The following is a 13890-nucleotide window of genomic DNA, read 5'->3' as shown; positions in this document are numbered from 1 at the left end:
CGCGAAAGAGTACGTTGCGGCGGTAGCGCTAGTGGGCGGCTACCTCACCAGATCTGTGAATGTCGGTGGTGGCCGATATTGGTGTCAGAGCACGCACAATGCGGTCGTGGCGATGGCCTCCAGAGTGTCCTTATCGGCTCCCCCGCGCGCTGCGACGCGCATACCGCTGATCGTGGTGATCACGAAATGGGCCAGCGTGCGAGCGTCTTTGCCCGCATCGATCTCGCCGGACCGCTGACCCGCTCGGATAACCGCGGTCAATGCTTCGAGCCTGCGCTCCAAGTCGGCGCGCAATGTCGCCGCCACAGCTGGATCGCGCGGTGCCAACTCGACCGTCGAGTTGACCACCAGGCAGCCGATGGGGTCGTCGGCCGGTGCGTCGATGGCCTGACGTAATAGCGTCCGGATCTTCGCCCGTGCGGGCAGGTCGCCGTCGAGCACTTCGAAGATCGAGGCGTTCTTGCTGTTCATGTACCGCCGCAGTGCCCGGTCGAACAGTTCGTGCTTGCTAGTGAAGGTATTGTAGATACTGCTGCGGCCCAAACCTGTTGCATCGCAGAGGTCTTGGGTCGAGGTGCCCTCGTAGCCCGTGGACCAGAAGGTACGCATGGCCGCGTCCACCGCCCGGTCCTCGTCGAATGCCCTGGGTCGTGCCATGGGTTCACGCTAGCATGTTATGAACTAATCAGTCCAATATCGGCTTGGCTACGGCGAGACCGCTGTTCCGAGCGAAAGCGCCGCGAGAAACTTGGGTCCGTCCGCGTAGAACTCGTCGAGTTCGCGGATCTCGAATCCGGCGCTCTCGACCGTGCCGCGGATATCGCGATCGAGATTGCAGCCGCCCGCGATCGCCTTCTCGATGGGATTCAACCGGTGCTGCCACGCCTGGACGCCCGGATCCGGCGCGAGCCCGTGTTCGACGAAATGCAGGGTCCCGCCGGGGACGAGCACCCTGCGCACCTCGGCCAGCGCGGCCGCGATATTCGGAATGGTGCACATCGTCCAAGTCGAGAGTGCGGAGTCGAAGCTGTTATCGGCGAATGGCAGCGACTGACCGTCGAGCCCGGCGCGTTCGATCGGCACGGTGGCCTCGGCCAAGCGCTTACCCGCCATACGCCAGCCGAGGTCGGCGGGCTCTACGGCGCTGACCGACTCGACCGCGGCCGGATAGAAGGGGATATTCAGGCCCGATCCGAAGCCGATTTCCATTACACGCCCGTGCAGCCCCGCGCACGCGCGTTCACGCTGCGGATTGTTCATTTTGGCCCCGCAGACCAGATTCACCAGCCGCGGCACGACCTGATCGTTGTAGATGCCCATCCCATCACTCTGTCAGGGGCCGCGCGCCACAGGCAATGGCCAGCTGGTCGAAAAGGGCGCCTTCCGATGTCGACGGGCCGCATGACCGGCGACATGCGATGCTGGCTCGGTGACCTTGTTCGAGGTGTGGGCCCCGAGACCGGAACGGGTGCGTATCGAGGTCGATGGCGCCGTACATCCGATGACCAGTTCCGGCGACGGTTGGTGGCGGGCCGAAGTGCTCGCCGTACCTGGCACGCGCTACGGCTTCCTGCTCGACGACGATCCGACCGTCTTGCCCGACCCGCGCTCGGCGCGCCAGCCCGACGGCGTGCACGGCCGCTCGGCGGTACACGCCCTCGATCCGGCCGGATGGACCGATGCGCACTGGACCGGTCGCCCGCTGGCGGGTGCGATCATCTACGAACTGCATCTGGGCACCTTCACCCCCGAGGGCACCTTCGACGCGGCCGTCGAGCGCCTGGACCACCTCGTCGAACTCGGCATAACCATGGTCGAGTTGATGCCGGTCAATGCCTTCGACGGCAGTCACAATTGGGGTTACGACGGTGTGCTCTGGTATGCGGTGCACGAGCCCTACGGCGGACCCGATGGTTTGCAGCGCTTCGTGAATGCCTGCCACGCAAAGGGTTTGGCGGTCGCCCTCGATGTCGTCTACAACCATCTCGGCCCTTCCGGCAACTACCTGCCGCGGTTCGCGCCCTACCTGACCGAGGGGCGCAATACCTGGGGGCAGAGTCTCAATCTCGACGGGCCCGCCTCGGATCCGGTGCGCCGCTTCATCATCGAGAACGCCCTGCGCTGGCTGCGCGATTTCCATATCGACGCACTGCGCCTGGATGCGGTGCACGCACTCGTCGATCGCACCGCTACCCATCTGCTCGCCGAATTGGCCGCCGACACCGAATCCCTCGCCGCACATGTGCGTAGGCCGCTGACGTTGATCGCGGAGAGTGACCTCAACGATCCGCGGCTCATCACTGCGCGCGCGGCGGGTGGTTACGGCCTGACCGGCCAATGGAACGACGACCTGCACCACGCGGTGCACACCGCGGTGTCCGGTGAACGTCAGGGCTACTATGCCGATTTCGGTTCGCTGCGCTGTCTTGCCCAGACACTGACGCGCGGATTCTTCCACGCCGGAACGTATTCCAGCTTCCGTGGTCGTATCCACGGCCGTCCGATCGACACTCGACTCATCCCGGCGAGCGCCTTGCTCGCCTACACCTGCACCCACGATCAGATCGGCAACAGGGCGATCGGTGACCGTCCCAGCGCCTACCTAACCGACGGACAGCTGGCGATCAAGGCCGCGTTGGTGCTGTTCTCGGCGTACACGCCCATGCTGTTCATGGGAGAGGAGTGGGGCGCGCGCACCCCGTTCCAGTTCTTCACCTCGCATACCGATCCGGTGATCGCGGCCGCGACCGCCACCGGCCGCAAGGAGGAATTCGCCGAACACGGCTGGGACAGTGACGAGATTCCGGACCCGCAGGACCCCGAAACGTTCCTCCGATCCCAGCTGGATTGGTCGGAACTCGAAGTGGATCGCCACGCGCGGCTGCTGTCCTGTTATAGAAAGCTGATCGGTTTGCGACGCGAGCGGCCCGAAATAACGGACCCGTGGCTCACCCATCTTTCTGTCGACTTCGACGAGAATGCCCGCTGGATCGCGGTGCGCCGCGGCTCGCTGATTTTGCTGTGTAATCTCGCCGAAGACCAGGTCAGCGTGCCGATTGTTGGTCTTTCGCTGCTGTCGTGGGAACCCGCGACCGAAGGCGTTTCCGCGACGCAGATACCCGGCCATTCGTTCGTGATACTCGCGGGCGCATAGTCGAACCCCAGGTCGGACCGCGGTGGCCGAAAACCCGCCGAATGTTACTGTCCGAGACACAATATTGCCGAGTGTGACCAGCGCCATTACCTTGGGAATATGAGCAACGTGGCTTCACCCGGGGATCTAGCGAATCTCCCCGATGGGATGGGTGGCAGCGCCGCCGCCGAATTCGCACCATTGGTACGCGCATTCGCGAAGGTTTTCGGGCGCCGTCGGGGGGCGGGCGGCGCGTTGGCCGTACATCTGCATGGTGAGCCGCTGGTCGATATCTGGACCGGCAGCGCGGGTGACAAGCCATGGAGCCACGACACCGGCGCGATCATCTTCTCCGCCACCAAGGGCATCACCGCGACGGTCATCCACCGGCTGGCCGATCGCGGTCTGCTCGACTATGAAGCGCCGATGGCCGAGTACTGGCCGGAGTTCGGCCAGAACGGCAAGGGCGGCATCACCATTCGTCAAGTGATGACGCACAGTGCCGGACTCGGTGGCCTCAATCCGATCGCGGCCGGACTGGAGGATGTGCTCGACCACCAGTTGATGGAGCAGCGGCTAGCCGCCGCGAAACCCGATCGTCTGCTCGGCACCCCGGCCTATCACGCACTCACCTTCGGTTGGCTGCTGGCCGGATTGGCCCGCGCGATTACCGGACAGGGGATGGCGGAGCTGTTCCGCACCGAGGTCGCCGAGCCGCTCGGCATCGACGGACTGCACCTGGGCAGGCCGTCAGCGCAATCGTCGACCGCCTATGCGCCACTGGCTGGTTCCCAGCTCAGTCTGATCGGAAAGCCGGTCAGCACAAGGGTTTTGGGGCGCAGCTATGGCCTGCCCGGTGCGTTAGGTGCGGCCGCGCGCTGCCTTTTCCTGCCCGGACTGGAGACCATACTGGAGGGCGAACTCCCGCGGATCCTCGATACCGAACTCGGTGCGGGCAATGGCGTCTGCACCGCGCCCGCCCTGGCCACCATGTACGGTGCGCTGGCCAACGGCGGTGTGGCGGGCGGCGTACCGTACCTGTCGCCACAAACCATCAAGGCACTCAGTCGAATTCGGAGCTACCGGCTCGACCGCGCCCTGTTCTATGCCCCTATGCTCTGGCGCCTCGGTTACCATTCCCTGCCGATGCCGGGTGCATACGGCGGCTTCGGTCATATCGGCCTCGGCGGCTGCTTCGGCTGGGCCGAGCCTCGCCTCGGCCTCTCCGTCGGATTCGTGCACAATCGCCTATCGGCCGCGCAGCTGAGCTTCGACCAGGCCGCGGCGGGTTGGCTGTTGCCAATGGTCATGACGGGCCTGCGCGCTACCCGCCGGATGGCTCCCGTGATCGAGACGCCTGAAGCCGCGTAATCCACGATCCGCCAGCACTTGCCAGCGCCGGGATTTCGGCGGCTGGCACTGGCTATTCTCTCGGCACTGTGATTCTGCCTATGTGGCGATTCCGGCGGTTGTTCGAGGGTTCCGGATGGCTGGAATTCTGCACAAACCGGCCGCGCGGACAGCGTCCGCGCGGCCGGTTCGGATCAAGGTGGCGCTCAGGTGAGGTAGCGGTAGGCCGGGGAATCGGGTTCCAACCGCTCGCACTGGATCGGCGACTCTTCCATCCGCTGCAGCAGTGCGCCGAGTCCCTCCCGCGCACCGAGTTCGATACCGACCAGCGCGGCGCCGGTTTCCCGGTTATTGCGCTTGACGTATTCGAACAGGGTGATGTCGTCGTCGGGACCGAGCACCTCGTTGAGGAAGCGCCGCAGTGCGCCCGGCTCCTGCGGGAAATCCACCAGGAAGTAGTGCTTGAGACCGCGGTGCACCAGCGAGCGCTCGATGATCTCGCCGTAGCGGGAGACATCGTTATTGCCACCGGATACCAGGCACACCACCGTCGAACCGGGTTCGATGGCGATTTCGGCCAGAGCCGTCGCCGACAGCGCGCCCGCGGGTTCGGCGATGATGCCCTCGTTCTGGTACAGCTCGAGCATCGTGGTGCAGATCGCGCCCTCGTCGACCTGCATCATGCGGAAAGCGCCCGCGCCCCTTGGTGATTCGGTCGCGGTCAGCAGCGGCAGCGAGCCGTGTGAGACCACCCGGCTGCCGAATCCGGCGACCGCCGCATAGGGCAGCTGGCCGATCCGGCGCACCGCGGCGCCGTCGACGAAGGGATCGATCTCCGGCAGCGTCACCGGGCCGCCTGCGACCAGTGCGGCGGTCATGGAGGCCGCACCCGCCGGTTCCACACCGAGGATGCCGGTGCTCGGCGAGCGCTCGCGCAGGTAGGTGCCGATGCCCGCTAGACAACCACCGCCGCCGACCGGGATCACCACCAGATCGGGGGTCCTGCCGCCGAGCTGTTCCAGGAATTCGGGCGCGATGGTGCCCTGTCCCGCCGCGGTGCGCGGATCGTCGAACGGCGCCACCATGGTCGCGCCGGTGCGCTCGACGTCCTCGACGGCGGCCGCGGCGGCGGCGTCATAGGTTTCCCCGATCGCGATCAGCTCGACGAACTCGCCGCCGTGCACCCGGATGCGGTCGCGCTTCTGCTTCGGCGTGGTGGTCGGTACGTAGATGCGGCCCTTGATCCCCATCGCATTGCAGGCGAAGGCCACGCCCTGGGCATGATTGCCGGCGCTGGCCGCGACCACGCCTGCGGCCCGCTCGGAATCGTTGAGCTGCACGATCAGGTTATAGGCGCCGCGCAGCTTGTAGGAGCGCACGGCGGTGAGGTCTTCGCGCTTGAGGTAGACCTGCGCTCCGGTCAGCGCGGATAGCCGGGGACTGTGCTGCAGCGGGGTGGGCTCGATAATGTCGGCAATTCGCTTGGCGGCGGCGTCGATCTCGTCCGCGGTCAGCGCGGGACGAGAGGTGGACTGATCGTCGAGAAGCTCGAGCGGCTTGGACACGCGAGTTATGGTGCCACCCGCCGCGTCGGGCGGACGCGTCGGGTGGGCTTCGGACGAGCGATTTCCCGGCCGGAGCTACCGCGGAGTCAGGACGAAAACCGGAATCTCACGGGTCGTCTTGGTCTGGTAGTTCGCGTAATCGGGCCAGACCTCGACCGCCCGCGCCCACCACAGGGCCTTCTCCTCGCCGAAGACCTCGCGCGCGGTGTAGTCCTTGGTCACGGTGCCGTCACGCAGCTCGACATGCGGCTCCGCCTTGATATTCCAGTACCAGACGGGATGCTTCGGCGCGCCGCCCAGTGAGGCGACGACCGCGTATTCCCCGTCGTGCTCGACCCGCATGAGCGCGGTCTTGCGCAGCAGCCCGGTCTTCGCGCCCTTGGTGGTCAGGACGATGACGGGCTTGCCCTGCAAGGTAAGGCCCTCGGTGCCGCCGGAATTCTCGATCAGTTCGGCCTGCTCACGGGCCCAATCGGATGTGCTCGGTGCGTACTCACCTGTCAATGGCATGACAACCGCAACAACGCGAAGCCCGCCTCTGTTCCCGCGCAAGTGTTAGGTACTCCGAACTTCGTGATCCGTGTACCCTGACAACATGGCAGTGGTCCCCCTTCCGGCCCGCCGCACGGTGATAGATATCGCTGGCAGCGCGTGGCCGATATACAAACTCGAGGCGATCGCCCTCGCTCTGGTCATCTGCCTGCTCCTCGCGCTGATCATCGGGTCGCTGCAGATCGCGGTCCTGGTCGCCGCCGGGGTCGGAACCGGCCGCTGGGTTTTCGGGCAAGTCGGCGCGCACCACCGGGCGCAGACAGTGCGCACTTTGCCGTCGAGCTGAGGTGAGTGGCACTTGGCGGCCGAGCTGAGTGAGGTGAGGTGAGTGGCTCTTACCCAAATAGTTGCTCGAAACCAATTCGACTCCCCTCGACAAAGTACGCCCAAACGCAACCACAGCCAGTCCACACGCTGGAAGCCGCAGGCCAGTCCACCTGACCGCGGAAGGTAAGCCGGGTACGGCACTCAACGCACCCACCATCACCCCGGCGAAATCACAGGCCGCCAAACCACCCCAGGCACCGAACCCGATGAGTCGGTGCCCAACCACACGCCCCAGCGTGGGCCACGGACGGCGCCCCCATTTCAAGATCAGGTGGAATCTATGGCGGCATCGACTGAGAAGCCCCGCCACCAGCGCCACCTGATCTTGATCGAGGTCTAGGCGATGTCGAGGGGGAGGGTGGGGAGTTCGGTGCGGGAGAGGACGCCGAGCTTGGGGTAGGCCTTGTAGAGGTGGTGGCCTACGGTGCGGGGGCTGAGGAAGAGTTGGGCGGCGATGTCGCGGTTGGACATGCCCTGTGCGGCGAGGCGGACGATCTGGAGTTCCTGCGGGGTGAGGCGGGCGAGAACACCGGTGGTGGGGCGGCTTGTGGTGCCGACGCCGAGAGCGGCCAGTTCGGTGCGGGTGCGGTCGGCCCATGGCGTTGCGTCGAGGCGGTCGAAGGTTTCCATGGCGGGTTGGAGTTGGTTGCGTGCCTCGGACTTTCGACGGTTGCGGCGTAGCCATTCACCGAAAAGCAATTGGGTTCTGGCCTGTTCGAAGGGACGTCCGCCGCGGTCGAGTGCGGCTTGAAAATGGGCCTGCGCCTTGGCTTCCGGGCCGGTCAATGCCAGACAGCGCTCGACGAGCGCGCTGACCCAATCCTGTTGCGAGGCCGTGGCCCAGCCGCGAAGTCGGTCCAGTGCGTCACCCGCTCGCTCCGGGCTGCCTATGCGCACCGCCGCCTCGATCAGGTCCGGTAGCGCGCGCAGACCGATTACGTGGTGGCGGGCGGGTTCCACGGTCAGCGGTTCCAACCGGGACAGTGCGCTGTCCACCTTGCCGAGCCCGAGATCGAGCACGCCGAGCGCCGCCAGCGTCCACGGTGCTCCTGGCGCGGCCGCACCACCGAGTTCTTCGGCAAGAGCACGGTCGACCAACTCCCGGCATTCCTGTTCGCGCCCCTCCAATGCCGCCAGATAGGCGAGGTAGCTCGACATCTGGCTGATCCAATGCTGCTGCCCGATATCCTCGGCGATCCGCAGCCCTTCGAGCGCGGCGATGCGACCCTCGCGTGGTCGGCCGAGGAACAGTTCGGTCTCGGCGCGGAAGAACAGCAGTGTCGGCAGCAACCCGATGCGGCCCTGGTCGCGGCATTCGGCAATGAGGGTCTGCGCCAGTTCCGCGGCCTGCTCGTCCTGCCCGACGACCAGCCCGACGCCGCACATCTGCACTAGATCGCGTGGGCTATCCGCACCGTTGCGGCGAGCGGCGGCGGCCGCATCGCGCAGGTGGATGCTGAACCGCCCGTCGATGCCCGCGACCGTGTAGCGAGCGATGGGTGTCATCGGTTCGGCGTCGGGTAGGTCCAAAGCATTGATATGCGCGGCGATCTCCGCCAGTTCCGATGCGCCGAGATACCAGGCCGTGTGCACCGCCTGCATGAGGATGCGCGCGGCACGCGCCGGATCGTCGGTGCGCACCAGCTCGGCTCCCGCGAGCAGCAGCTGGTGCGCCGAGAGTGGTTTGCCAGCACCGAACTCCGCGGTGGCGCGAACCAGATCCAGTCGTGCCGCGAGCATTCGGTCGGTGCTCAATCCGGCTGCGCGGTCGGCCAGTCGGCTCGCATGTTCCAATTGTCCGGCCTCACTGGCGGTTTCGGCAGCCGCCACCAGCCGCCGGACACGGGCGATGGCGTCGGTACTCAAGCCCGCGGCGCGCTCGTAGGCGGCCACGGCACCGGAATAGCCGCTGCGCCGCCGCGCCCGATCGGCGGTGTCCTCGAGCGCTGCGGCAATGGTCTCATCCGGTCCGGTCGCCGCCGAGGCCAGATGCCAGGCGCGCAGGTCGGCCTTCTCGGGCTCGGTCAGTGCCGCGGCGAGGGCGGCATGCGCGGCGAGCCGCTGTGTCAGCGGCGCACCCTGGTAGACGGCCGAGCGCAGCAGGGGGTGCCGGAAATTCACGCTCACGCCATCGCTACCGACCAACCCGGCATCCGCGGCGGCTTGCAAGTCCGGCAGTCGCGCCCCGAGCTCGTCGGCGGCGCGCAGCACCGTGGTGAGGTCGTTGGTGCCCGCCGCGGCGGCAATCAGGAGCAATGTCCTGGTCGCCGCGGGCAGCCTGGTCACTTGGCCGTGAAATGCCACCTGGAGCCGCTGGGTCAGCGGCAGTGGATTCGGCCCGCTGGACTCCGTGCGCTCGGCCGCCAATACCGCGGGCAACTCCAGCAGCGCGAGCGGATTGCCACCCGCCTCGGCGAGCAACCGGTACCGGACGGCGGGCGAAAGATCCGGACCACGACTGTCCACCAGCGCGGCCGCCGACTCTGGCGCCAAGCCGGTCAGCGTGAGTTCGGGCAGGCCGGGTGCGGGAAAATCCTGCGCGCCGGTGCGCGTCGCGAAGATGATCACCACGCCCTCGGCATCGAGGCGCCGCGCCGCGAACAGCAGCGTTTCCGCCGTCGCCCGATCCAGCCAGTGCGCGTCATCGATCAAACACAGCAGCGGTCCCTCGGCGCTCTCCTCGGCCAGCAGTGACAGCACCGCCAAACCGATCAACATCCGATCCGCCGGATTGTGCTGCGCCAGACCGAACGCCCCGCGCAGCGCATCCCGCTGTGGTGCGGGCAACCCGTCCACCAGCGCCATCCCCGGCTTGATCAGCAGGTGCAGCCCCGCGAACGGCAACTCCGCCTCGGACTCGATTCCAGCACTGCGCACCGCCGGAATCCCCTGCGCCGCCGCATAATCCAACAGCGCCGTCTTTCCGATCCCCGGCTCTCCGCGCACTACGAGCGACCCGCTGCGGCCCGCACGAGCCGCCTCGAGAAGCCGATCGATCCGAGCTTGTTCGACTTCTCTTCCGTGCAGCATCTGCTCACCGTAACCGCCGACCGAACCCGAGGGACCGACACCCGTTTCGTCGACGTTGCGATGGGATCCGCACCGGCTGGGGTCATCGTGGTTGCACCGCCTGAGGACTTCGCTTCGCAATCGGCGGCAACATCATCGGCAACAGGGATGAGACCATCGAGCGCACTCCGCTGGTGAATATGGTCGGCGGTTGTAGCTGCGACAAGTACGCGCGAAAATCCCGCTCGGCGCTGCCTTTCCGTTGAAAGACAACATTTTCATTAACATTTCCCGCCGACGCCTCGATGATTCGAGTAGTCGAGTACGCAGGTTTCGACGGTAATCGGGGCGGAGGATTTACCCATGAAACGACTGGTGGTCTGCTGCGACGGCACCTGGAAGGCCGAATCCAGCAGCACGGTATCGAATATCATCAAGATCGCGCAGACGATCCGGTACGAGGCGTCGAAACCGTCGGGGGAACCGATCCAGCAGTGGGTCAGCTATGTATCGGGGCCGGGTGCCCGCGGCTTCCTGGCCGACCGCCTGATGGGTGGTGCGTTCGGACTCGGCCTCGAGGCGAATCTGTCCTCGGCGTACTGGCATCTGGCGCTGAATTGGCAACCGGGGGATGAGATCTACATCTTCGGTTTCAGCCGTGGTGCGTTCACCGCGCGTAGTCTGGCCGGTCTGATCGGGCGCATCGGGATCATGACGCCCGATGCGATGATCGAGGGCAAGTACCCGGACGCCTTGCGGATTCACCATCAGCCCGCGCCGCCGCGGACACCGGAGAATCCGGATCCGAAGGAGCCGCAGGAGTGGATCGACTTCCGCAAGCGGAACTGCTGGGATGCTCCGGCCAAGATCGACTTCATCGGCGTCTTCGACACCGTTGGCGCACTCGGCGTGCCCGGACTGACTTCCCTGCGGCACCGGTTCCACGATGTGAAGCTCGGACGCAATGTCTACTGCGCGCGACAGGCACTGGCCCTCGATGAGCGGCGTCGCAATTTCGAACCGTGCCTCTGGGAGGTGCCGATCGAGCCGGATGTGAAGTATTCCCGCGTCTACGACCGGGTGAAGCAGGTCTGGTTCGAGGGCGTGCACAGCGATATCGGCGGCGGCTACCAGGAGTGCGGACTCTCCGATATCACGCTGCGCTGGATGGTCGAACAGGCCGAGGCGGTCGGGCTCGTCTTCGACCGCGACCGGCTGGAGGGGCTGTCTCAGCGGTGCGCGGCCTCGGGCGCGAAGCATATGGAATTGCATCGCTCGCTCGGCCTCGGATACCGAATCCTCAATGTGCTGCGCACCATTCGCCAGCCGCGCAACCCGCGGTTCTACTGGGACTCCTGGCGGCGGCTGTACACCGATGGGGACCGCGGCGTGCGCCTGGCCTCCACCGTGCACGACGCCACCGACTACCGACCCGCGAATCTCGTGCGCTGGCTGAAGGACAACGACGGAATAGTGCCCGAGACGCTGATCGAGAAAACCGGCACGGTCACGGTCCTGACATCGGAGGAGCCCTCAGCGCACCAGTAGCGCCACCGGCAGCCGGGCGAAGAGCTTTTCCAATCGGGCCCGGCCCTGGAAGGTGTGGCCGGTCAGCCGGTCGGTCCAGTTGCCCTGCGGCAGTTCCAAAGTGGTATCGCCCCATCCGGTTTCGGCCAATCCGAGGCTGTGCCGGGTGGCGGCCACGATCACCTCGGGCGTCTCACCGGCCCGGCCGCGCGCATAGGCGACCAGTCTGCTCTCCTGCTCGCCCGTGGCGAACAGCGGCAGGTAGGTGCCGCCGACGAAACAGTCCGGACGTTCGCGACGCAACCACAGCGCGTAGGCGACAATCCACATCTTCGCCGCGCCGGTGGTATCCAGAGCCGGTGTGCCGGTCAGTGATTGCAGCAGTCCCGCGCGGGCCGCGAAGTCCACCGGGCGGCGGTTGTCCGGATCGACGAGTGTGTCCTCCCAGAGCTCGCAGCCCTGATAGATATCGGGAATTCCGGGACCGCACAGCTGCAGCAACTTCTGTGACAGCGAATCCGACCAGGCGTGCGGAGCGAGTTCGTGTACCAGATCACCGATTTCGGAGCCGACCGGGCCGTCGATCACCGCATCCAGCCACCCGTGCACCTTCGTCTCGAATTCGGCATCCGGCTCCTCCCAAGAGGTATGGACACCGGCCTCGCGAATCGCCTTCTCGGCGAATAGATGCAGTCGCTCGCGCAGTCCGGGCACCGAGGAGGCCGGACGGCCGTCGGCGGGCCAGACGCCGAACATGTTCTGCAACAGGAACAAGGTCGTCGCACCGTCGGGACCCGGGGTGATTTCCTGCCAGGATTCGACGGCACGCGCCCAGGTCTCCGCGGCCTGGGACAGCACGCCGATCCGAGCTCGCACATCCTCACCGCGTTTGGTGTCGTGTGTCGACAGTGTGGTCATGGTGGCGGGCCAGCGTTGTGCGCGTTCGCTATTGGAGAGGTGGAATTCGTTGAGCGAATGGCCGAATCGGGCCGGATTGCCGCCCACCTCCTGCAGCGATACCAGTCGAGCGGCCTGATAGAACATGGTGTCCTCGACGGCCTTGGCGGTGATCGCACCGCAGACCTGACTGAATCGAACCGCCGCCTCGCCGTCGGATGCCAGCGCCGCCACCAGCACGCTCAACGGCACGGTCAGTTCGCTATTGCGTTTCTCCACCTCGGCGACCACTGCGCCGGTCATACCGGCCAGCGGCGTGTAATCCACTCGGTACACCGGCATGAAGGCAAGCACCTCGATGGTGGCATTGGTCAATGCCATGGTGTCGAAGCTTTCGGCATGCGCGTCGCGTTTGATCGCGGCGACCAGGCGCCGGATCTCCGGGGCCAGAATGTTCTCCGCCACCGCGCGTTTGATGCGGTGTTCGGTCTCGCCGATCCAGGCGCGGTCGCTGCCGTGTCCGGCGAGTTTGCGCGACAGTTCGGTCAGCGTCTGTTCGCCGTCCGGGTCGATCAGTACGCCGCCGTAGTCGGACAGGGCGTCGTAGCCGGTGGTGCCGTCGACCGGCAGCGTCGCATCCAGCGGTTCGCGGTTGGCGAGGATCTTTTCCACAAGTAGAAGCCGGTGCGGGCCGATGAGCCGACGCAGCTTCGTCAAATACGCGGTGGGATAGGACAATCCGTCCGGATGGTCGACTCGCACGCCGTCGATCAGATCGTGTTCGCACCACGCGGCCAGCTCGCGGTGGGTGATCTCGAAGACCTCGGGATCCTCCTGGCGCACCGCGGCCAGGCTGCTGACCGCGAAAAATCGCCGGTAGGTGCACAGCCCGGCCTTCCAGCTGACCAGCCGGTAGTGCTGTTTATCGTGGATGCGAAGCGCATTGTCGCCGTCGGTGCCCGCCGCGATGGGAAAGCGCAGATCGTGCAGTGCCAGCATCGGTTCCGCACCGGACCGGTCCACCGTCAGTGCGGCCGGATCGTTTTCGCTCTGCAGCACCGGCAGTGCCAGCCGACCGCCCGCGCCATTGCCCGCGCTCCAGTCGATATCGAAGAAATGCGCGAACTGCGATTCGCGGCCGTTGCGCAGCACATCCCACCACCACGGGTTCTGCCGCGGATCGGCCACACCGACGTGGTTGGGCACCAGATCGACGATCAAACCCATACCGCGGCTGCGTACTTCGTCCGCGAGCGCTTTGAGTCCGGCCGGGCCGCCGAGGCCCGCCGAAACCGTGGTGGGATCGGTGACGTCGTAACCGTGCGTCGAACCGATCGTCGCGGTGAGAATCGGTGACAGGTACAGATGCGAAATCCCCAGCTGCTGTAGGTATTCCGCGATCGCGCGGGCATCGGTGAAGGTCAACGCGTCCGGGCGCAGCTGGAGTCGGTAGGTGCTGCGGACCGTTGTCTGCCTGGCTGGGGTGCGGCCGCGGGAGATGGGATCGGTGTGGTGGGTCTGCATATCGGA

General features: G+C 66.1%; 10 protein-coding genes. 4 read left to right on the top strand and 6 right to left on the bottom strand.

The genetic code is table 11. The annotated features are described in order from the left end of the window. Positions 1–84: 84 nt before the first annotated feature. Positions 85–657 (bottom strand): TetR/AcrR family transcriptional regulator, encoded by a 573-nt coding sequence (locus ACIBG0_RS37425; RefSeq protein ID WP_397039550.1) that lies wholly within the window; start codon positions 655–657, stop codon positions 85–87. A 48-nt stretch (positions 658–705) separates the two neighbouring features. Further along, positions 706–1320 (bottom strand): class I SAM-dependent methyltransferase, encoded by a 615-nt coding sequence (locus tag ACIBG0_RS37420; protein WP_397039548.1) that lies wholly within the window; start codon positions 1318–1320, stop codon positions 706–708. Between the two features lie 109 nt (positions 1321–1429). On the opposite strand from ACIBG0_RS37420, the gene treZ reads away from it, so the two are divergent. After that, positions 1430–3154, top strand: a complete 1725-nt coding sequence (gene treZ, locus ACIBG0_RS37415; protein WP_397039546.1) for a malto-oligosyltrehalose trehalohydrolase — start codon at positions 1430–1432, stop codon at positions 3152–3154. 99 nt (positions 3155–3253) lie between these two features. Next, entirely contained in the window at positions 3254–4504 is a 1251-nt protein-coding gene (locus tag ACIBG0_RS37410) for a serine hydrolase domain-containing protein (RefSeq protein WP_397039544.1), read from the top strand. 185 nt (positions 4505–4689) lie between these two features. Here the strand turns inward: ACIBG0_RS37410 and ilvA are convergent, their stop codons facing one another. Both ilvA and ACIBG0_RS37400 read right to left on the bottom strand, forming a co-directional pair. Then, complete coding sequence (gene ilvA / locus ACIBG0_RS37405) at positions 4690–6048, bottom strand: threonine ammonia-lyase IlvA (RefSeq protein ID WP_397039542.1); 1359 nt, start codon at positions 6046–6048, stop codon at positions 4690–4692. 75 nt (positions 6049–6123) lie between these two features. After that, positions 6124–6558, bottom strand: coding sequence for a nitroreductase family deazaflavin-dependent oxidoreductase (locus ACIBG0_RS37400; protein WP_397039540.1), 435 nt, complete (start codon positions 6556–6558; stop codon positions 6124–6126). 85 nt (positions 6559–6643) lie between these two features. Between ACIBG0_RS37400 and ACIBG0_RS37395 the strand changes: the two genes are divergently transcribed. After that, positions 6644–6886: a hypothetical protein gene (locus tag ACIBG0_RS37395; RefSeq protein WP_397039539.1), complete on the top strand. Its 243-nt coding sequence runs from the start codon at positions 6644–6646 to the stop codon at positions 6884–6886. Between the two features lie 377 nt (positions 6887–7263). On the opposite strand, the gene ACIBG0_RS37390 is transcribed toward ACIBG0_RS37395, so the two are convergent. Next, positions 7264–9957 (bottom strand): helix-turn-helix transcriptional regulator, encoded by a 2694-nt coding sequence (locus ACIBG0_RS37390; protein ID WP_397039537.1) that lies wholly within the window; start codon positions 9955–9957, stop codon positions 7264–7266. Positions 9958–10299: 342 nt separating this feature from the next. Here ACIBG0_RS37390 and ACIBG0_RS37385 point away from each other — a divergent pair, with 342 nt between their 5' ends. After that, positions 10300–11484 (top strand): DUF2235 domain-containing protein, encoded by a 1185-nt coding sequence (locus tag ACIBG0_RS37385; protein ID WP_397039535.1) that lies wholly within the window; start codon positions 10300–10302, stop codon positions 11482–11484. Here the strand turns inward: ACIBG0_RS37385 and treY are convergent. Continuing rightward, a complete protein-coding gene (gene treY / locus ACIBG0_RS37380) occupies positions 11470–13884 on the bottom strand; it encodes a malto-oligosyltrehalose synthase (RefSeq protein ID WP_397039599.1) in 2415 nt (804 codons plus the stop codon). The genes ACIBG0_RS37385 and treY overlap by 15 nt on opposite strands. Positions 13885–13890 lie beyond the last annotated feature (6 nt).

The sequence above is a fragment of the Nocardia sp. NPDC050630 genome (genome assembly GCF_044457245.1).
In the GTDB taxonomy this organism is placed as follows: domain Bacteria; phylum Actinomycetota; class Actinomycetes; order Mycobacteriales; family Mycobacteriaceae; genus Nocardia.
The sequence above is the reverse complement of the archived record's forward strand: the minus strand, read 5'-3'. Positions and strand labels throughout refer to the sequence as shown.

What these genes read in the sequence shown, in the direction of transcription:
- ACIBG0_RS37425 (WP_397039550.1), bottom strand. Translation starts at nt 657, where the DNA reads ATGGCACGACCCAGGGCATTCGACGAGGACCGGGCGGTGGACGCGGCC.
- ACIBG0_RS37420 (WP_397039548.1), bottom strand. Translation starts at nt 1,320, where the DNA reads ATGGGCATCTACAACGATCAGGTCGTGCCGCGGCTGGTGAATCTGGTC.
- ACIBG0_RS37410 (WP_397039544.1), top strand. Translation starts at nt 3,254, where the DNA reads ATGAGCAACGTGGCTTCACCCGGGGATCTAGCGAATCTCCCCGATGGG.
- ACIBG0_RS37400 (WP_397039540.1), bottom strand. Translation starts at nt 6,558, where the DNA reads ATGCCATTGACAGGTGAGTACGCACCGAGCACATCCGATTGGGCCCGT.
- ACIBG0_RS37395 (WP_397039539.1), top strand. Translation starts at nt 6,644, where the DNA reads ATGGCAGTGGTCCCCCTTCCGGCCCGCCGCACGGTGATAGATATCGCT.
- ACIBG0_RS37390 (WP_397039537.1), bottom strand. Translation starts at nt 9,957, where the DNA reads ATGCTGCACGGAAGAGAAGTCGAACAAGCTCGGATCGATCGGCTTCTC.
- ACIBG0_RS37385 (WP_397039535.1), top strand. Translation starts at nt 10,300, where the DNA reads ATGAAACGACTGGTGGTCTGCTGCGACGGCACCTGGAAGGCCGAATCC.
- treY (WP_397039599.1), bottom strand. Translation starts at nt 13,884, where the DNA reads ATGCAGACCCACCACACCGATCCCATCTCCCGCGGCCGCACCCCAGCC.